Consider the following 19,673-nt stretch of genomic DNA (forward strand, 5'->3'; position numbering starts at 1 on the left):
AAGGAAATAGGATTACTTTTAAAATTAGATTGAAATAGTAAGTCACTACAACAAACTTAAAACTAAGACATTTGGACAAAAAAGTACTTGTAGCTCCTCTTAATTGGGGTTTAGGGCATGCAACTCGTTGCATCCCAATTATTAATGCACTTTTAGATCAAGGAATAGAACCTGTTATCGCCTCAGATGGAGCCGCCCTTTTGTTATTGAAAAAGGAGTTTCCAGAATTACAAACAAAAACATTACCTTCCTACAACATAGAATATTCTAGAAAGGCGAGCAATTTTAAACTTAAAATGCTTTTAAACAGTCCTAAGATAGCTCATGCTATTAATGCTGAAAAAAAAGCAATAAAAAAAATATTAGAAGAAGAGAAGTTTTGTGGTATTATCTCGGATAATAGGATGGGGGTACGACACAAAGATGTTCCTTCGGTTTTTATAACACATCAACTTACTGTGCTAAGTGGATTTACTACATCTTTTAGCACAAAGCTACACAATAAATATATAAAGAAATTTGATGTGTGTTGGGTGCCCGATATGGCAGAAGACCCCAATTTAAGTGGCGAATTAGGACATCCTAAAAAAATTACGATGCCTGTTACTTATCTTGGCCCACTTAGCAGATTTGAGTATCAGGTAGTACCTAAAAAATACGATATTATGGTATTACTTTCAGGCCCAGAACCACAGCGCACTTTACTTGAGCAAAAGCTTTTCCAGGAATTTGAACAGAGCGATAAAAAAATCGTATTTGTGCGTGGTCTGGTTGAAGATACGCAACAAACCTTTACGAAAAACAATATAACTATTCATAATTATCTTTCGGGAAAGGACCTTGAAAATACTATTAATAGTAGTAATTTAATTATCTCTAGGTCGGGATATACCACAGTAATGGACCTTGCTAAGCTGAAGAAAAAAGCATTCTTTATACCAACTCCCGGACAATTTGAACAGGAATATCTAGCAGAGCGTTTGACTATAAACAAGTTGGTTCCTAGTTGCAATCAGAATGATTTTACGCTTAAAAAATTACGGGATTTAAATATGTATCGTGGCCTAAGCAGTTTTAGTACCGACATCGACTACAGGGAACTTTTTCACTTTTTCCAGAGTAAATGAAAATTCACTTCCTACACGATAATCACTTTCTACATAAATGCGTTCGTGGTGAGCTTCGATAATATGCTTTACTATTGCTAACCCAAGACCAGAACCTCCTTCTTTGCGTGAACCACTTTTATCAACCCTATAAAAGCGTTCAAACAATCTAGGGATATGGGCTTGAGCAATTCCTTCTCCGTTATCGGTTACTCTAACAATTACCTTATTACGGATCAAATCTTCAATACTTACCTCTGTGGTACCGTCTTCTTTTCCATATTTAATAGAATTCACGATAAGATTAGACAAAACTTGTTGTATTCTCTCTTTGTCAGCATGAACCATTATAGGCTCGGTATAATTCATATCAAAAGTAAGTGCAATATTTTTCTTTGATGCTTTCATTTCAAATAGATCAAATACACTTTGTACTAATTCGACAATATCAAAATTGGTGTAGTTTAGATTAAGGTCACCTGTTTCTAATTTGGTGATCATATCCAAATCGTTAACAATATAAATGAGCCGTTCTACTCCTTTATTTGCACGGTTAAGATATTTCTCCAAAGTTTTGGGGTCTTTCATGGCGCCATCCAAAAGTGTCAGAATATATCCCTGCACAGTAAACAATGGAGTTTTTAGCTCATGGGATACATTACCCATAAACTCTTTACGATACGTTTCTCTTATTTTAAGTCTTTCAATTTCAGATTTTCTTTGCTGTGCAAATTTCTCTACTTCTTTGATTAGGGTTCTCATATCTGTTGTTACCGGGCTATCGCCAATAGCATCGACATCTAGCATTTCTATATCATCATAGATTTTGCGTACCCTTCGATAAATAAATTTTTCTACTCTATATTGAACAATTAAAAAACAAATTGTATAGCAAATCACTGCAAAACCAATTAAAAAAAATAGATTGAGGATTGATTCAAAATATAAAAAAACGCCCAATGCGAGCGTTAGTAATATGGTAATATATAAAGACGATAGGTATGCGAACCTATACGACTTTTTAAAGTTTTCTGCCATTAAACCACAAACTTATATCCAACACCTTTGATAGTCTTAAAACTATTATCGCCGATTTTCTCTCTTAGTTTTCTAATGTGAACATCTATGGTACGACCCCCCACGATGACCTCATTACCCCAAACCTTATCCAAAATATCTTCTCGCTTGAAAACTTTTCCAGGTTTAGAGGCCAATAAAGATAATAATTCAAACTCTTTTCTAGGTAATACGATTTCTTTTTTGTCCTTAATGATCTTATATTCATCTCTATTGATCACCAAATTCCCTATTTTAACAACATCATCTGAAGATTTTTCTTCCTTCAATCTACGAAGCAATGCTTTCACTTTACTAACTAAAACTTTGGGACGAATGGGTTTGGTGATATAATCATCTGCACCTGCGTCAAATCCAGCAACCTGAGAGTAATCTTCACCTCTAGCAGTAAGAAAAGTGATGATTGTATCTTGTAAGTCTGGCAACTTTCGTATTTGTTCACAAGCTTCGATACCATCCATTTCTGGCATCATGACATCTAAAATAATTAAGTGTGGTTTTTTCTTTTTTGCAATTTTTACCGCTTGTATACCATTTTCTGCAGTTACTACATTATAACCTTCTGAACTAAGATTGTATCCCACGATTTCCAAAATATCCGGCTCATCGTCTACTAATAAAATTGTAATTTCTTTTTTGTTCATGTTTTCCTAAAATTATATCACGACAAGTAAATATACTATGTTACAATGGAAGTTTTAACAACTATCTAGCAAGGAAATAGTAATCTAACAAAAAAATCTCGTAAGGATAACAATTCCTTAACGTTATAAAATCTTTTTCAATTTTAGTCCTGATGATCTCTATAAGTTGCTAACAGATTCATAGTAGCTTCAATTAAATCTTTGGTCTCTGTCAAGAGGCTAAAATATAAAGTAGTGTTTTTAGGACTACTTTCTTCGGTTCTTGTTCTTGCTACTTGTTTATTGATTTTATCATTAACTATAGTAAACAATTCTTGTTTTTCACTAATAATACCATTGAGTTTATTAAATTCTCTTTGGTCAAAAACAGTTTTTATATGCCCAAAGAACGAGTTCAAGTGATCCTCTATTTCCTTTAAGTCTTTGATTTGATTAAATCTAAGCTTCTTATGATTGTTATTGACATGTTTATGACTAACTTTTGAAATATACTCTAATGACTGAGCAATATCCTCGAGATAATCTAAGATCGAAATGTAAAAATTACTGGCTCCTACACTAGATTCATCTAGATTTTTGATGAAATAAAATATACTATCTCTCAGCCCTTCTACTTCATTCTCTAATTTGGCAATACCTTTTCTATTCTTTTTCAATGCAGATAAATCGTATTTTGCAAGGCTATCAATTGTACCTGCATAAATTTTATTCCCTCTATGAACAAAAGACTTAATGTTGTCTGCACTTTCTTCAATAACCCCTTTGATAGAACTACTTTCTGATTTTTTCAGTTTGTCTTCAGCTTTTTCTGCCCTGGTTTGATTTCGATATTTAATAGTGCTTCTAATGATCAATAGCAAAGCAACCAAGAGTAAAACTCCAGTCATTATTGGTTGATTTATATTAATCAGGAAGGCTACAATTGCTGCAGCGGTAAACGCACTGATAGCCGTAAAAAACCACCCCCCTATAACATTAAGAACTCCGGCAACACGATATACTGCACTTTCACTCCCCCATGCTCTATCTGCTAAAGAGGTACCCATGGCAACCATGAAAGTCACGTAAGTGGTCGACAATGGCAGTTTCATAGAGGTTGCTATAGATATTAAAATACCGGCAACCATCAAATTTACCGCTGCCCTTACCATATCAAAAGCTGGCTGGTCTTCTTTTTTGGTATAAGCATTTGCGGCTAAAACTTCTTTTTCGTCAAACTGTTTATCACTAAATTTTTTTAACGATTTTGGAGTGACTTCAGCAATTCCTTGGGATAAAATAATAGTAATTCTTACTACTTCTCTGGATAAAAAATTTGGTCGAAATTTTTCGTCACCATCACCTTGACGGGATAGATCAATAGAAGTTTTCACCACATTTCGTGCTTTTGCAGAAAACCACAACGTTAACACCATGATAAGACCTGCTGTAAGTAATAAGTAGGTGGGTGTAGCCACTTTTGAAGCTAACACACCCATGGTAAAAGAATCTGCGGGAGCTCCAGAAGCCACCCAGGCTTCATACGATTGCCAAGCGGCAATAGGCACCCCGATAAAATTCACTAAATCATTTCCTGCGAAGGCAAGTGCCAAAGCAAACGTACCAACGATAATAATAATTCTATAAATACTTATTTTAAACACTGAAATTATCAGATAAGATAGGAACGACAAAATAGTAAAACCTGTAAGCACGATAAGTAACACATTGGTTTCCAAAAAACCTCTAAGTGTCAAAGCCACTGTCCCTTCTTTAGGATCTATTTTAAAAAGATCACTTTGAGCTTTTATGAATTCTTGGGTACTTTCATAGGTACTATTAAAATAAATATTTGCCCAATCTAATAAACCTTCTGCACCACCATTATATAAAACTTCTACAACAGCGCTGGCATAATTAGTTCCCTTAATTCCCTTAATAAATATAAAGTATAAAATAGAGGTAAGTGCTATTCCGCCAAACAAAGCTCCTACCCACTTTGCTTTCTTCTCAAAATTAAAAGACAATAATAGGCGGGATACATACTGAACTATTGCCCCTATCGTAAAGGCAACTACTACCGATAACAATATCCCCGCAATAATCTCTCCTGCCTTTTTTGTATTAATAAAATTACCGAGATCAGATACCGAAAGATTTACATCTGCTGATATTTTTAAAAGTGCAACACATACTGCTGCCCCTAATAATTCGAATACAATAGAGACTGTTGTTGAAGTAGGCATTCCCAATGTATTAAAAAAATCAAGTAATAAAATATCTGTGATCATCACCGCCATAAAGATCATCATGATCTCATCAAAATAAAACTCCCCCGGAACAAAAATCCCTTTACGCGCTACCTCCATCAAACCACTCGAAAAAATAGCACCTGCTGCAATACCAATACTCGCAACTATCATGATAGTTTTAAAAGATATCGCTTTAGAACCGATAGCAGAATTTAAAAAATTAACCGCATCATTGCTTACTCCAACAATAAGATCTGCAATGGCCAAAACTGCCAGTGCTATGATCATCCAGATGTAAATATCGCTCATATATTACCTTACGTACTTATTGACCACAAAAATGTTATTAAAATTCAAGCCGTATGTTATTGAAATGTTATCTTTTCAGAGCCTTTTATTCTTTACATATAAGGCATCATTGATCGCGAATGAATCGTTCATCACTATATCAGTATAACCCAATATCACTACTTTAAAACCAAAACCATAAAAAACCAAACCATAAGAAAATTTTAACGTATTGACAATCAGAATTTTAAAATATTTAAAGCGAAAATCAAACCTTAAAAATTGATTCAGAGCTTCGGTTCTTAAAATCAAAGACCGTATTGTCATTTATTCTCAGAAAATCCATAAAGCCAGCGTTAGGAAATAGATGTTATTATAATATATTGATTTTCAAATAATTATAAGTTTAATGTTAATTTATTGTTACGTAATTGTTGTTTGAAAGTAAAATTAATGTTACCTTTGTAAGGTAATCATCAAGAACCCCAATTTTAAATATACAAAGTTATGAGAAATTTAGTAATGATATTAGCACTGATGTTTTCGGCAACTATATTTGCTCAAGAAGTAAAACCTACGTTTGAAAAACAAGGAAATCAAATTAAAGGTACATTTTATCATGAAGATGGAACCGTAAAACAATTTGGTTTTTACAATAAGCAAGGTAAACTTCATGGTGAGTGGAAGTCTTTTGACACTACAGGTAAAAAGATTGCCATGGGACAATATGATAATGGAGTGAAAACCGGAAAATGGTTTTTCTGGTCTGCCGATAAATTATCAGAAGTAAATTATTCAAACAATCAGATTGCAGAAGTTACCACCTGGTCAAATAAAGACAACGTTGTGGTGAACTATAACAATTAAATTTTATACAAAATCGGCAAAAACGCTTCACTATGTTGAGGCGTTTTTTTTGATAAAAATGAGTCGAAAACCATTATGATCTAAATTGTAATTTGACTTTTGATCTCTAGGTTTTCTTAATACTTTTTTTACATAATACAACCAAATAATATTATCTTAACTCAATACCATTTAAGACTGGAATGGTATCTGTTTCCCTATTTTTAAGTACTTCGAAATATTCTTAACATCTGCTTAATGTTAACAAAACATATTCTAAACAGCTTTGCATAACAATTATCTAACATTATCATCATATATAATTAATTTTTGAATAACACCTATTTAACACTACCTCTCGTTCTTTGCCCGGAATTTGAGAACAAGTTAAATGAGAAAAATTGTTACCCTAGTTGCGCTATTTTTTGTAGGAATACTCTTAGCGCAAGAAACCGGTTCGGTTACCGGTATATTGTTAGACAAAGAATCTAACGATCAACCGCTTCCTTTTGCCAATGTATTGATCAAAGGAACAACCAAAGGAACCACTACAGATTTTGATGGTCTATACACGATCGACAACCTAGAGCCCGGCACGTATACATTGGAGTTTAGTTTTGTAGGATACGAGACATTAGACAAGGAAGTAACTATCAAAGCTGGTGAAACGGTTACTGTTAATACCTCTATCGGGGCAAGTGCGGCGGCGCTTGACGAGGTTATCATCAAAACTACTACCAAAAAAGAATCTGAAGCTGCTATTTTATTAGAGCAAAAAAATGCAGTTACTATTCAACAAAAAATCGGTGCTCAAGAACTTGCCAAAAAAGGGGTAAGCGACGTGGCTACAGGATTAACCAAGGCTACTGGTATCTCTAAAGAAAGTGATAAGCTGTATGTGCGTGGTCTTGGAGATCGTTACAACAATGCATACCTAAATGGTTTGCCGATTCCCTCATTAAATCCAAATTTGAAACTAATAGATCTTGGGATTTTCCCAACAGATATCGTAGAAAACCTAGGTATTTTTAAAACGTACTCGGCTTCATTATATGGTGATTTTGCCGGTGCTAGTGTCAATATAGACACCAAAGATCGTCCTGGCAAGGGATTTTTGGAAGTTGGTTTCAACTCTGGTGTAAACACCAATGCTGTTAGTAATGATTTCTTTTTATTAAACGGAGGACAATATGATGACTGGGGGATAGATGATGGATCAAGAAGAGTACCTATTTTTCTTGATATCCCTAATTATAATTATGTGAGTACAGACATTGATTTTTTTCCTTTTGATACTTCATTTAATCCAGAAAAAAGATTTAATGCTCCAGATGGTGGAGCTAACATTGTGGGTGGAAAAACATTTTCTATAGGAGAAGAAAGTAAACTTGATGTATTATTTTCTGGATCCTTTAGTCAGAATCATGAAACTGCATTAGATGGTACCGAAGCTACTTATAATGCTCAAGGTGAAAATACTGTTGGGATAGGTTTCTTTGAAGATGTAGACCGATTTAGATACAAAACCAATACCACTTTATTAGGAAGCCTTGGATATCGTTGGAATACTAATAATAAAATTCTTGCAACCACCTTATTTGTAAACGATACGCAGGATGAGCTTAGAGAGTTCAGAGGTGTTAGTAGTGAAGATACGGATGTATTTATTAGAATTCGAAGAGGTACGTATGAACAAAATTCGTTATTTACACAACAACTTACCGGAGATCATAGACTTACTGATGGAAAGTATCAATTCACCTGGGGAGTTGCTTACAATAAGGCTCAGGGATTAATCCCGGATAGAAGACAATTGCTCTTTACCGAAATCGATAATGGAAATCTGATCTTAGGTGACGCAACAAGTCCTGATTTTGCAAATAATCAACGTTTCTATCAAGAATTAGATGAGAATGACTATTCGGCGAAAGCTGATTTTGATATCAATTTTGGAAAAGATGAAGAAGAGGTCTTTAAGAATAAGTTTACCGTAGGTACATTTGCCAGATTTAAAGATCGTGATTTCGAAGCTAATCAATTAAACTATAATCTTTTGAATATCAACAGCTTTAATGTTGACTTTAATAATCCTGATGCGCTTTTAAATGAAGAAAACTTTTTAAGTGGACAATATATAGTTTTAGAAAATCTAAACCCTACCCGTATTTACGAAGCAGATTTTACCAATGTAGGAGGATACCTGAACCTACAATACAGTTTTTCTGAAAAACTTACACTTAATGCAGGAATCAGAACAGAAATTTTTGAACAAAATATCTTCTTCAGAAATCCTCAGGATTTAGAAACTAATCCTTTTGAGCAGGCACAAATTGACGAAACATTTATATTACCAAGTTTGGATCTTAAATATGTGCTTAATGAAAGATCAAACCTACGTTTTGCGGCAAGTAAGACAGTAACACTTCCAAAGTTTACAGAGGTGGCACCCTTTCTTTATGAGGACGTAACCGAAAGCACGTTAGGTAACACCGCATTAAAAAATTCTGATAATTACAATGCCGATCTAAAATGGGAATATTTTCCAGAGCAGTCGGGTGAATTAATTACCGCTACTCTTTTTGGTAAATACTTAGATAACCCAATCGAAAAAATAGGAATCGCATCTGCATCAAACTTCAATTCCTTTGGAAATACTGACTATGCCATAGTTTTTGGTCTCGAATTAGAATATAAAAAGAATTTAGGTAACCTATTTAAATTGGAAGAAACAGTTTGGAACAATCTTAATTTTGGAATAAACACAACCATTATGTATTCGAATGTAGAGATCGATGAAAACATAACGATTAATAATTCGCAAATATCACCTACAAATAATAGTCGTCAACTCCAAGGTGCTTCTCCTTATTTAATCAACACCGACTTATCATATATCAAAGAATTTGAAAACCATAAAATAACTTCTGCCATCGATTTTAACATTTTTGGTGATCGAATTTACGCAGCTGGAAGCAACGGTAGAGGCGATATTTTTGAAAGAGGATTTGGAGTATTAAACTTCAACTTCAAAGATGAAATAGGAGATCATATAGAAGTAAGCCTTAAAGCAAAAAACTTATTAAATCCATCGATAGAAAGATTTCAGGATCAAGAAAATTTAAATGAAGAATATACCATTTATGAATTTGACAGAGGAGTTAATTTCAGTCTGGGAGTAACATTTAAACTATAATCAAAACACAACAAAATTATTTAATATATCAAAATGAAAACTACAAATTTAATTACAGGAATTATAATTGGTGCAGCAATGTTTTTTAGTGCATGCACCATACAAGAAGACAACATTGGTGATATTATAATCAACCAGGGAGGTGGTTCGAATACCAATGGAACTGTTGTGCTTGAAGGTCAGATAACAGAAAACCGTATTTTAACTTCAAACGAAGTTTACGAATTAAGAGGAGGTGTATCAGTTATCGAAGGAGTTACTTTAACCATTGAAGCCGGAACAAGAATTATAGCAGGAAATACCGGGGGGGTGTTTGCTTATCTAGCGATCGAACAAGGAGCTCAAATTATCGCAGAAGGTACTGCTTCAAGACCCATTGTTTTCACTTCAAATAAAGCTACACCTAATCCAGGAGATTGGGGAGGATTAATTCTTGCAGGAAGAGCCCCTATTAATAGAGGATCTGTTGCTACTGCAGAAGTAGCCAACTTAACGTATGGTGGAACAGATCCACAGGATAATTCTGGAGTTTTGCGTTACGTTCGTTTAGAATATACAGGCGGTAAAATAAATGATGATTCAGAGTTTAATGGTCTTTCATTATATGGTGTTGGTAGCGGGACTACTGTAGAATACATCCAGGCGTTCAATGGAAATGATGATGGAATAGAATTTTTTGGAGGAAGCGTAAACTTAAAGTATGCTATTGTAACAGGTGCCGGTGATGATTCTTTTGACTGGACAGATGGATGGGTAGGTAATGGTCAGTTTTGGATCGCTCAACAAACTTCTTTTCAGGGAGATAAAGGGATAGAAGCCGATAATTTTGCCGATAATCCATCTGCCGTGCCTTTTTCTAATCCTACCCTTTCTAATATCACTCTAATTGGTGCAGAAGATGGAGATGGTGAAAATAAAGGAATTGAGTTTAGAGCAGGAACTAAAGTCGCTTTATATAACACTATTATCAAAGCATTTCCGGGACAGGGTATAGAGGTAGATGATGATCAAACGCTTACCAATCTCAATAATAACGAAGTGATCGTAAGAAACTCTATCATAGACAATGTAAACTCATTTGACCTGGATCATGGTGGTGCTACAGTTAATCTAGCTGATTTTTCAACTTTTGCAAATTATACATTGGATGGTTCTGGGGAACCATTTAATACTACCGGGACTTTTATCCCAGACGTTGATCCAGAAAATGAAGAATTTGTGATCAATGGTTTTAGAGGGTCATATCAATATACCACTGCTATAGATGGTGTGGACAATTTTGACCCCTCTACAATAAATTCTTTCTTTGATGCTGCTAATTACGTTGGAGCGTTACGAGAAGGAGATACCTGGACATCAGATTGGACTCGTTTATAACATTATATATATTTTGAATTACCATGAGCCTGACGCAATAGTCAGGCTTATTTTTTTATAATTTCTTACAACCAAAAATTTATAGTTCCTTTTAAATCAATTTAAAAGCTTATAAATGTAAAGAAAAAAGTATAATAATCTCATGGCTCTCTATACAACTTTACCTTATTGTTAAGGACGATCTACCAATAATATGGGTATTAACCCATAGGTAACAATTCTTTGATGATTACTAAAAATTGGGATCTTATTGTTATTCTACGTAAGTATACAAATAATTACAAAATAAACAATCAACAAAAAATTAAAATAATCATCTGATAAACAAACAGATAGATTTGTTTTTAAACTTTGTTTAGGATGAAATTTCCCTTGAAAATCCTACAAAAAAGACAATTATTACTTTTCTTCCTACATCACAATCCCTTAAAACAACCTTAATAGTGACATAAAATCATTTACTGTAAAACCGTATTTATTTGTAGCAGATTTTGAAAACATACAATGAAAAGAGTATTTACAGTTTTAGCATTATTACTTATAGGATTTAGTAACGCCCAAGAAACCGGGACAATTGCCGGGAAACTATTAGATAAAGAATCAAACAATCAACCACTACCCTTTGCTAACGTAGTTGTAAAAGGAACCACCAAAGGATCTTCTACAGACTTTGATGGTTTATATGAAATTAATGACATACCTGTAGGCACATATACCATAGAATTTAGCTTTACTGGATATCAAACTGTAGAAGTTCCCAATGTGCTAGTAGAGGCCAATAAAGTATCTGTGGTTGATGCAACGATGGGTGCCACAGCAGCTACCCTAGAGGAGGTTGTGATTAAAGTAGTCACCAATAGAGAGCGTGAAGAAGCGCTGTTGTTGGAACAAAAAGCAGCTGTACAAATCAAAGAAAGTATAGGAGCCGAGCAGTTAACCAGACTTGGAGTTTCTAATGCTTCTGGAGCAACTACAAAAATATCTGGTGTTTCAAAGACCCAAGGATCAGGTCAAATCTATGTGAGAGGTTTAGGTGATCGTTACTTGAGTACTACACTTAATGGGTTACCAATACCTTCTGATAATATTGACAAAAAGAATATCAATTTAGAATTATTTCCATCCAGATTTATAGGAAATGTTTCGATAAGCAAAACATTTTCTCCCGCAAATTCAGCTGATTTAGCTTCGGGGAATATTGATATTGTCTCAAAAGAAGTTTCCAAAAGAAGGGACATTGCTTTGAGTATTACTGGTGGCATTAATTCTAATGTCAGTGATGGTGATATTTTTGACAGTTTTAAAGCTACTGCGAACAATGAGGATATTTCGTTAGGGATTTATAGTCGTGCCTACGAATCAGAGAATCTTGTTAATGCCCTAACAGAGCAATCGTGGAATCCAATTGAAATTTCAACACCTATTAACTATGGATTTGGTTTTAATATTGGCGGTATACTAGGTGAGGAAAGAAAACTTAAGCTCTATTTTAGTGGAGGTCAGTCTATCGACAATGAATACAGAGAAGGTCTGTTTAGAGAATTTGATCAAGGAAATTTACGAGATTTTGTACCACCTGATGATCTAAGACGTTGGTTACGGTCTGTTAATACAACAGGAATGTTGCATAGTCAATATAAAATCAATGATAAAAATAATCTGTCTTTCAACACCTTTGTTATCAACAAAGTCTTTGAAGAAACTCTTGAGGCAGGGCGTGAAGGTACAACGGAAATATTTGAAGAATTAGATAACATTGAAGAAGGTTCACAGTTTATAAGAGATCAAAATATAAAGAATACTCTGTTGTCAGCTACACAACTTATTGGCGAACACAATATAACTGAAAAGAATACTTTAGAATGGGCTGCAGGATTCAATTATTTAATAGCTAATGAACCTAACAGGATTCGAAATGAAGTAAACATTCTTAACGATAACCCCAATACCCCAGAAAACGAAGAAGGGGTTATTGAACTCGGTTTTACTGGCGGATTCCAACAAAGAAAATCGGTACAGGAAATTACTGACGAAGAGTTTAATGCTCGCATATCTGATGAATTGATTCTTAAGCAAAATGAGGATGAAGATGTTTTTATTTTAGATGTTGGTGGAAATTTTAGAAATAAAACAAGAGATTTTGCTTCACAATTCTTCGGTATAGAAGAAGGAAATAACTCCGATATTAATCCAACATCAATAGATGTCATAGGTGACATTTTTATTCAAGAAAATTTTGACAATGGATTATTACAACTCAACATTCAACCTTTAGATATATATGATGCTGAACTTCTTTCTTACGCGGGCTATGCGAACTTTACCGGAAAATTAAATAAATTAACTGCTCAAGTTGGTCTTCGTTATCAAAAAGACGAAATCGATGTTAACTTTGATGTCGGAAACTTTGTTAATCGTGAAACAGGTCAAGCAAGAATTGGCTCTTCAAACAAGGATTACGAAAACATCTATCCTTATATTAACTTAAAATACGAAGTAAATGATAAATTGGCCTTACGCCTTTCCGGAAGTTTGGGGCAAACCTTACCAGAATTTAAAGAAATTGCACCTTTCCAATATGTTTCTCAAGTGGGGCAAGTGTTTCAAGGTAATCCTGATGTAGAAAGATCAGAAAACTATAACATAGACTTCAAAGTAGAGTTTTTCCCACAAAATGATGAGTTGTTATCCTTTAGTGCTTTCTATAAACGAATTAATGATCCTATTAATCGTGGATTACAAAGAGGAGGAGAAGATATTTTTTCGTACTTCAATACAGGTGATCGAGCACGTATTATAGGCTTCGAGCTTGAAGGAAGAGTATACATTATAAAAAAACGAGAGTCATATCCTAACCTGCGTTTAAGTGGTAATATTTCTTATCTAGATCACATACAAGACCTGAAAGATGTTTTCAGAGAAGATGGAACGCTTGAGCAAACCTTCAAATATGGTGATAGAACCGAAATAGGATTAGAAGGGGCATCCGACTGGATCACTAATCTATCACTTACTTTCAACTCTGGTAACGAATTCCCTTACGAATTTACTCTTACCGGTAATTATGCTTCTGATAAGATTTTTGCACTAGGTGCTCCTAGAAATCAACAGCAACCCGATGTATTCTTTAATGGTGAAATTACAGAAAAAGGTTTTGTAACACTAGACTTGATACTCAATAAAGAGATTAATGACCATTGGAGTCTAGGGTTGACAGCTAGAAACTTACTAAATCCAACAATAGAGCGAACACAGTTCATACAAGAGGTAGTAAGTGGAGACCGATTTGATAGTACCATATTATCCTATTCTACCGGAGTAGAAACTTCTTTGAATTTAAGCTATAAATTTTAATTAAATTAAACAATGATGAAAACGTTAAGTAAATTATTAAGCCTTTTATTAATTACAGGATTGGTTTTGGTATCCTGTAGTGATGATGATGATAATGGACCAGGAACAGGAGGAAATAATCCAGATGAACTTTCTGGTATTATTACTGCCAACCTTACTCTGGACCCCAATATTGAATACAAGATTACTGGAACTGTAACTGTTGCAGACGGAGTAACACTAACTATCCCTGCAGGTACAGAGATCGTTTCAGAAACAGGAACAGATAAGTATCTTGCAGTATTAAAAGGTGCTGACATTGATATTCAGGGAACTGCAGCAAATCCTGTAATTATGAGATCCAATGGTCAGGCAGGTGCCTGGGGTGGATTGGTGATCTGTGGAGATGCCACAACTACTGAAGGGACAAATGCGATAGCAGAAGTTGGAGGTCTTATTTATGGTGGAACCAATAATGCCGATAGTTCTGGTAATATTGATTACTTAATCATTAGAGATGCGGGTGCGCAAATTAATGCAGATTCACAATTTAATGGTTTAACATTGTATGCTGTTGGTTCTGGAACTACAATTGACAATGTTGGTATAATCAATGGTACTGACGACGGTGTCGAGTTTTTCGGAGGAACAGTTTCTGTAACAAATATTTATCTTGAAAATAACGAGGATGATTCTGTAGACTGGACTGAAGGTTGGAGTGGAACTCTTACAAATGGATATGTAACAAACACAATTGCAGATTTCTCTACAGCTATCGAAGCAGATGGAGTGAATAATAATCCTACCCTTGTTAATTTTACAGCGATCTCTTCAACAGGAGGTACAGCTATTCAAATTAAGAATGACTCTGGAGCCACTATCAATGGTTTAACTTTAACCGGTTTTGATACATCTTTTGACTTTAGAGACAGCGCTCCAGCATCTAATTTACAAATCGATGGTGCTGACGCCGATACCGCTGCTGATGCAGTATTTAGTTCATCTTCGACAAATGCAAGTTTATTTGCATGGATAACAAATGCTGGCGGTGGTTCTGACACAAGGCTTCCAGCCAACATTTCTATTGACCTTACTTTAGATGCTTCTGTGGAATATCAAGTAAGTGGACCTGTTTTAGTAAGCAACGGTGCAACTTTGACTATTCCTGCAGGTACGAAAATTGTTTCCGAATCTGGAACAGCAAATTATGTAGCTGTATTGAAAGGAGCTTCTATTGATATTCAAGGAACTATGGCAGATCCAGTAATAATGGAATCTAATGATGGTGAAGCTTGGGGTGGATTATTAATCTGTGGTGACGCTACAACTACCGAAGGTGTTGATGCCATTGCCGAAGTTGGTGGCCTTGTATATGGAGGAAATAATGATGCCGATAATTCTGGTACCATCAACTATCTTATTCTAAGAAATACTGGAGCACAAATTAATGCAGATTCACAATTTAATGGTTTGACACTTTATGCTGTAGGTAGTGGTACCACTATTTCTAACATAGCCGTAATCGAAGGTTCTGATGATGGAGTTGAATTCTTCGGAGGTACTGTAAGTGTGACTAATTTTTATGCTGAAAATCTAGAAGATGACGCTGTGGATTGGACAGAAGGATGGAATGGAACACTTTCAAATGCATTTGTAAACATTACTGTAGCAGATTTCTCTACTGCGATCGAAGCTGACGGGATCAACGCTAATCCTACATTAAATAATTTTACTGCCGTATCAACTACCGGTGGGACTGCAATACAGCTCAAAGTTAATTCCGGTTGTACTATAAATGGACTAACTTTGACAGGATTTGACACTCAATTCGACTTTAGAGATAACGGTGCTCCTTCTAACGTTCAAGTAGACGGTGCTGATGCAGTCGAAGCAATAGTGTATGCTTCTTCAACAACTGAGATAAATTTGTTTGCTTGGGCTACTGCGCAACAATAACATTAAATCCAGATAATATTATTTTAAGACCGCCAAAATTTGGCGGTCTTTTTTTGTCACGATCTACACATCCACAATAGTTCTAGACTGTTGATACTAATTAAAAAAAGTTATGTCAGTAAACTGGTACCGTATCATGAGGTTTATCCAAAATTTCTTTCAGTAAAAACTTACCTTGTTGTACATGATCATCGATATTGCGCTTTGCTGCATTAATAGCCGATTGCTCGGGTTTGGCATTACCAATTAACGGTTGAAATTCTGCAATAGTGGTTTTAATATCTTCGATCTCAGCAGTGGTCACCCCATATTCGGTCATTAATACTTTTCTATATCCCCAGCTTGTTTTACTAACGTTTTACCATAAACAACAATATCGGTCTCTTTTGTGTTTTATAAAGCCGCCTTTGAGGTAATCATGATACTCTTTAAGGTCTCATTTTGAGTAATCGAAGCATGTACAGACATAGCACCTGCCAGGGCAACCAACTTCTTTTCCAAAGCATTACGAATTAGATTCTTATCTCGCGTCATCCCTTTGGTGGTTTTAGAAGCATCTTCACCTAGAATTTCAATGCCGTCGATTTCGATATCTAACATTTTTTTGGTTTCTGTAAACTTAGGATTTCCACTCCATGTAGTATTGTTGTGGTCCAAAGTGTTTTGTACCTCTAAAAACATACGGTAATTCTTTAATTGATTTTTGTTCATACTTTTTTCTGATTTTAATGATTATTAACATTGATTATAAATTTCCTTTTTTAGTTCATTCAAACACTTCTTAACTCCATTCAAGCATCGATGAAGTGCATTCAAGAGTTTTTCAACCGTATTCAAGGATCGATAAAATGTATTCAACAACTTATCAATCGCATTTAGACATCAATGATCTACATTCAATAATTTTCGTTTTACATTCAAGCAAAACTGAACAACATTTTTTATATTCTTGACCCTATACAATCACCAACAAACCTTAATCAAAGGTTTTTGTTTTTTAATCAAACAATTTTGAACGGATAAAAATTATTTTCTAAAATATTTGAAACACAATGATACTGCGTATGAGTTTCATTTTTTGAAACTGATAAAAATTTTAAAAAAAAACTCCTCCCTTTAGACAAAGGAAGAGGATTTACCTTTTTTTACAAAAAAAGGTAAAGACGGAGGGTTCAAAATAAGCTTAAGCAATGTTACCTTGATTAAATAGAGGGTACTTGTTTGAGCTTTGCGTGTAGTAAAACCCTCTTTCTTGAAGTTTTCAAAAAAACTTCAATTCATTCTCCCCTTTACATAAGGGGAGAGCTTTAAAATGGGCAAAAAACACCACACAAAAGCTCCTCCCTTTAGACAAAGGGAGGTGGCTTAATACTTTTCCCTAGAAAAGTATTAAGACGGAGGGTTTGAAAAAGGCTAGAACACTGTTACTCTGATTAAACAAAAGATACTTAGCTTAAACTATGCGCGTAGTAAAACCCTCTTTCTTGAAGTTTTCAAAAAAACTTCAATTCATTCTCCCCTTTACAAAAAGGAGAGCTTATTTGTGGTAATTTTTATTATGTTTATGGTGATGAAAAGACAACAAATCCATACTAAAAAGAGCTTACAGGAATACAGAAGTGAGCTTCGAAAGAATATGACTCCAGCAGAAGCTTTTCTTTGGAAACATTTGAAATCTAAAAAACTAAACGGAAAAAAATTTCAAAGGCAGCATAGTATAGAAAATTATATTGTAGACTTCTATTGTGCTTCAGAAAAACTAGTCATCGAATTAGACGGTGAAATCCATAACCTTCCTGAAGTTATCGAAAAAGATAGAATCCGCACTAGAAGACTTAATGAATTAGGTTTTACAGTAATCAGGTTTGAAAATAAAATGGTCTTTGATCACTTACCGTCAGTATTATCAGAAATACAGGATCATTTTAATACTTAAAAACTAATACTCTTAAAAACTCCTCCCTTTATCAAAAGGAGGTGGCTTTATACTTTTCCTTAGAAAAGCATAAAGACGGAGGGTTTATAGAAGCCTCAAAAACTGTTGCAATCCATAAACGAAGCTATTTTACTTAAAACATTCGTTTAGCAGACCTCTCTCTTGAAGTTGTCGAAAACTCATCAACTCATAGACTCACATACTCACTAACTACACCTTTACTTCCTTCCATTTCCCTCTTTTAAACCAAATAATCCCAATTACCGCAATGAGTACTTCGGCAAAAGTTATGGCTACAAACACACCCATAGCCCCCCAGTCAAAAGTTATGGCTGCCAGATAAGCAAAGGGCAACTGAAACACCCAAAAACAAAAGAAATTAATAATAGTAGGAGTTTTGGTATCTCCGGCTCCATTAAAAGATTGTATAATGACCATTCCGTAGGCATAAAAAACATAACCTGCTGCAATTACTCGTAAACTTAAAGCACCATATTGCACGACTAATGCCTCATCGCTGAAAATTTTTATGATCATTTCTGCGAATAGTAAATAGAATATAGATACAATCAACATAAAATATGCATTGTATTTTCCAGTTTTCCAGACCGATGTTTCGGCACGTTCAGGTTTATGGGCGCCAAGATTTTGACCTACTAATGTGGCAGCAGCATTACTCATCCCCCATGAGGGCATTAAGGTAAACATCAATACTCGAATAGCAATGGTATACCCTGCCAGTACTTCGCTGCCAAACTCTGCCATAATTCGCATCAAGAATACCCAACTTGAGGTTCCTATTATAAATTGACCGATCCCTCCGAGAGAAATCCTGATCAAATTAAGCATGACCCTGGCGCGAAAAACGATATCCTTAAAACCAACTTTGATCTTACTCCAACCATAAAAGAGAATTAATAACTGAAAGATCACTGCACTTCCTCTGCCAATTGTGGTGGCAATAGCAGCGCCCTGTACTCCAAAAGCTGGGACAGGGCCAAAACCAAATATAAAAAGAGGATCTAAAATGATATTTAAAATATTCGAAAAAATCAATACCCTCATGGCTACAGAGGCATCTCCTGCTCCTCTAAATACTGCGTTAATCAAAAAAAGTAACATTATGGTAAAATTACCACCCAATAATACTTGTGTATAACCATAGCCATCGGCAATAAGATCAGGTTCGGCACCCATAAGTCCAAGGATTTCCTTTGGAAAAATAATACCTAGTACACTTATAACAAGTGCCACAGCAATTCCAAGAAATATAGACTGTATAGCTGCTTGCGAAGCACCTGTTATATCGCGCTCTCCTACTCTACGAGCAACGATAGCCGTTACTCCCATACTGAGTCCAATAGCTACAGCATAAACAAGCGTGAGTACAGATTCTGTTAATCCTACGGTAGCAATGGCATTAGCACCCAGACTTGAAACGAAATACGCATCTACCAGAAAGAATACAGATTCCATCATCATTTCGAGTACCATAGGTACCGAAAGCATAAAAATTGCCCTTCGTATACTACCAGAAGTGAATTCCTGCTCTTTGCCTGAAATTGCAATTTTAAAATAAGAAAATAAACGATTAATAGTAAGTTGATCCTTAGCCATTATGTAAAAGAATTATGAATTAGAATTAAAAATAAAGGGAAGTGCTAAAGAAATCTTTAGCTTCTAAAT

13 protein-coding genes are annotated in these 19,673 nt (G+C 34.9%); 7 read left to right on the plus strand and 6 right to left on the minus strand.

The genetic code is table 11. The features are described 5' to 3' along the window. Positions 1-71 precede the first annotated feature (71 nt). On the plus strand, positions 72-1,127 hold the full coding sequence (locus ACFSJT_RS12465) for a glycosyltransferase (protein ID WP_378320610.1): 1,056 nt from the start codon (positions 72-74) through the stop codon (positions 1,125-1,127). Here the strand turns inward: ACFSJT_RS12465 and ACFSJT_RS12470 are convergent. From ACFSJT_RS12470 to ACFSJT_RS12480, 3 genes are all read right to left on the minus strand, one after another. Next, entirely contained in the window at positions 1,065-2,144 is a 1,080-nt protein-coding gene (locus tag ACFSJT_RS12470; protein WP_378320611.1) for a sensor histidine kinase, read from the minus strand. The genes ACFSJT_RS12465 and ACFSJT_RS12470 overlap by 63 nt on opposite strands. Next, positions 2,144-2,827, minus strand: coding sequence for a response regulator transcription factor (locus ACFSJT_RS12475; protein ID WP_378320612.1), 684 nt, complete (start codon positions 2,825-2,827; stop codon positions 2,144-2,146). The genes ACFSJT_RS12470 and ACFSJT_RS12475 overlap by 1 nt, the downstream gene beginning before the upstream one ends. Positions 2,828-2,970: 143 nt before the next feature. After that, a complete protein-coding gene (locus tag ACFSJT_RS12480) occupies positions 2,971-5,367 on the minus strand; it encodes an inorganic phosphate transporter (protein WP_378320613.1) in 2,397 nt (798 codons plus the stop codon). Between the two features lie 486 nt (positions 5,368-5,853). Between ACFSJT_RS12480 and ACFSJT_RS12485 the strand changes: the two genes are divergently transcribed. From ACFSJT_RS12485 to ACFSJT_RS12505, 5 genes are all read left to right on the plus strand, one after another. Continuing rightward, positions 5,854-6,213 (plus strand): toxin-antitoxin system YwqK family antitoxin, encoded by a 360-nt coding sequence (locus tag ACFSJT_RS12485; RefSeq protein ID WP_378320614.1) that lies wholly within the window; start codon positions 5,854-5,856, stop codon positions 6,211-6,213. Between the two features lie 370 nt (positions 6,214-6,583). Next, positions 6,584-9,385, plus strand: a complete 2,802-nt coding sequence (locus ACFSJT_RS12490; protein WP_378320615.1) for a TonB-dependent receptor — start codon at positions 6,584-6,586, stop codon at positions 9,383-9,385. 33 nt (positions 9,386-9,418) lie between these two features. After that, positions 9,419-10,762, plus strand: coding sequence for a multidrug transporter (locus ACFSJT_RS12495; RefSeq protein ID WP_378320616.1), 1,344 nt, complete (start codon positions 9,419-9,421; stop codon positions 10,760-10,762). A gap of 504 nt (positions 10,763-11,266) precedes the next feature. Continuing rightward, a complete protein-coding gene (locus ACFSJT_RS12500; RefSeq protein ID WP_378320617.1) occupies positions 11,267-14,116 on the plus strand; it encodes a TonB-dependent receptor in 2,850 nt (949 codons plus the stop codon). Positions 14,117-14,131: 15 nt separating this feature from the next. After that, positions 14,132-16,051, plus strand: a complete 1,920-nt coding sequence (locus tag ACFSJT_RS12505) for a hypothetical protein (RefSeq protein ID WP_378320618.1) — start codon at positions 14,132-14,134, stop codon at positions 16,049-16,051. Positions 16,052-16,166: 115 nt separating this feature from the next. On the opposite strand, the gene ACFSJT_RS12510 is transcribed toward ACFSJT_RS12505, so the two are convergent. Both ACFSJT_RS12510 and ACFSJT_RS12515 read right to left on the minus strand, forming a co-directional pair. Further along, positions 16,167-16,370, minus strand: a complete 204-nt coding sequence (locus tag ACFSJT_RS12510; protein ID WP_378320619.1) for a hypothetical protein — start codon at positions 16,368-16,370, stop codon at positions 16,167-16,169. Between the two features lie 74 nt (positions 16,371-16,444). Further along, the gene (locus ACFSJT_RS12515; protein ID WP_378320620.1) at positions 16,445-16,762 is read right to left on the minus strand and encodes a hypothetical protein; all 318 of its coding nucleotides are present in this window, start codon (positions 16,760-16,762) and stop codon (positions 16,445-16,447) included. A gap of 859 nt (positions 16,763-17,621) precedes the next feature. Between ACFSJT_RS12515 and ACFSJT_RS12520 the strand changes: the two genes are divergently transcribed. Continuing rightward, on the plus strand, positions 17,622-17,987 hold the full coding sequence (locus tag ACFSJT_RS12520; RefSeq protein ID WP_378320621.1) for an endonuclease domain-containing protein: 366 nt from the start codon (positions 17,622-17,624) through the stop codon (positions 17,985-17,987). A gap of 210 nt (positions 17,988-18,197) precedes the next feature. On the opposite strand, the gene ACFSJT_RS12525 is transcribed toward ACFSJT_RS12520, so the two are convergent. Further along, complete coding sequence (locus ACFSJT_RS12525; protein ID WP_378320622.1) at positions 18,198-19,604, minus strand: MATE family efflux transporter; 1,407 nt, start codon at positions 19,602-19,604, stop codon at positions 18,198-18,200. Between the last annotated feature and the right edge of the window lie 69 nt (positions 19,605-19,673).

Source organism: Aquimarina celericrescens, assembly GCF_042682765.1.
Lineage (GTDB): Bacteria > Bacteroidota > Bacteroidia > Flavobacteriales > Flavobacteriaceae > Aquimarina > Aquimarina celericrescens.

What these genes read in the sequence shown, in the direction of transcription:
- ACFSJT_RS12470 (WP_378320611.1), bottom strand. Translation starts at nt 2,144, where the DNA reads ATGGCAGAAAACTTTAAAAAGTCGTATAGGTTCGCATACCTATCGTCT.
- ACFSJT_RS12475 (WP_378320612.1), bottom strand. Translation starts at nt 2,827, where the DNA reads ATGAACAAAAAAGAAATTACAATTTTATTAGTAGACGATGAGCCGGAT.
- ACFSJT_RS12480 (WP_378320613.1), bottom strand. Translation starts at nt 5,367, where the DNA reads ATGAGCGATATTTACATCTGGATGATCATAGCACTGGCAGTTTTGGCC.
- ACFSJT_RS12485 (WP_378320614.1), top strand. Translation starts at nt 5,854, where the DNA reads ATGAGAAATTTAGTAATGATATTAGCACTGATGTTTTCGGCAACTATA.
- ACFSJT_RS12490 (WP_378320615.1), top strand. Translation starts at nt 6,584, where the DNA reads ATGAGAAAAATTGTTACCCTAGTTGCGCTATTTTTTGTAGGAATACTC.
- ACFSJT_RS12495 (WP_378320616.1), top strand. Translation starts at nt 9,419, where the DNA reads ATGAAAACTACAAATTTAATTACAGGAATTATAATTGGTGCAGCAATG.
- ACFSJT_RS12500 (WP_378320617.1), top strand. Translation starts at nt 11,267, where the DNA reads ATGAAAAGAGTATTTACAGTTTTAGCATTATTACTTATAGGATTTAGT.
- ACFSJT_RS12505 (WP_378320618.1), top strand. Translation starts at nt 14,132, where the DNA reads ATGAAAACGTTAAGTAAATTATTAAGCCTTTTATTAATTACAGGATTG.
- ACFSJT_RS12510 (WP_378320619.1), bottom strand. Translation starts at nt 16,370, where the DNA reads ATGACCGAATATGGGGTGACCACTGCTGAGATCGAAGATATTAAAACC.
- ACFSJT_RS12515 (WP_378320620.1), bottom strand. Translation starts at nt 16,762, where the DNA reads ATGAACAAAAATCAATTAAAGAATTACCGTATGTTTTTAGAGGTACAA.
- ACFSJT_RS12520 (WP_378320621.1), top strand. Translation starts at nt 17,622, where the DNA reads ATGAAAAGACAACAAATCCATACTAAAAAGAGCTTACAGGAATACAGA.
- ACFSJT_RS12525 (WP_378320622.1), bottom strand. Translation starts at nt 19,604, where the DNA reads ATGGCTAAGGATCAACTTACTATTAATCGTTTATTTTCTTATTTTAAA.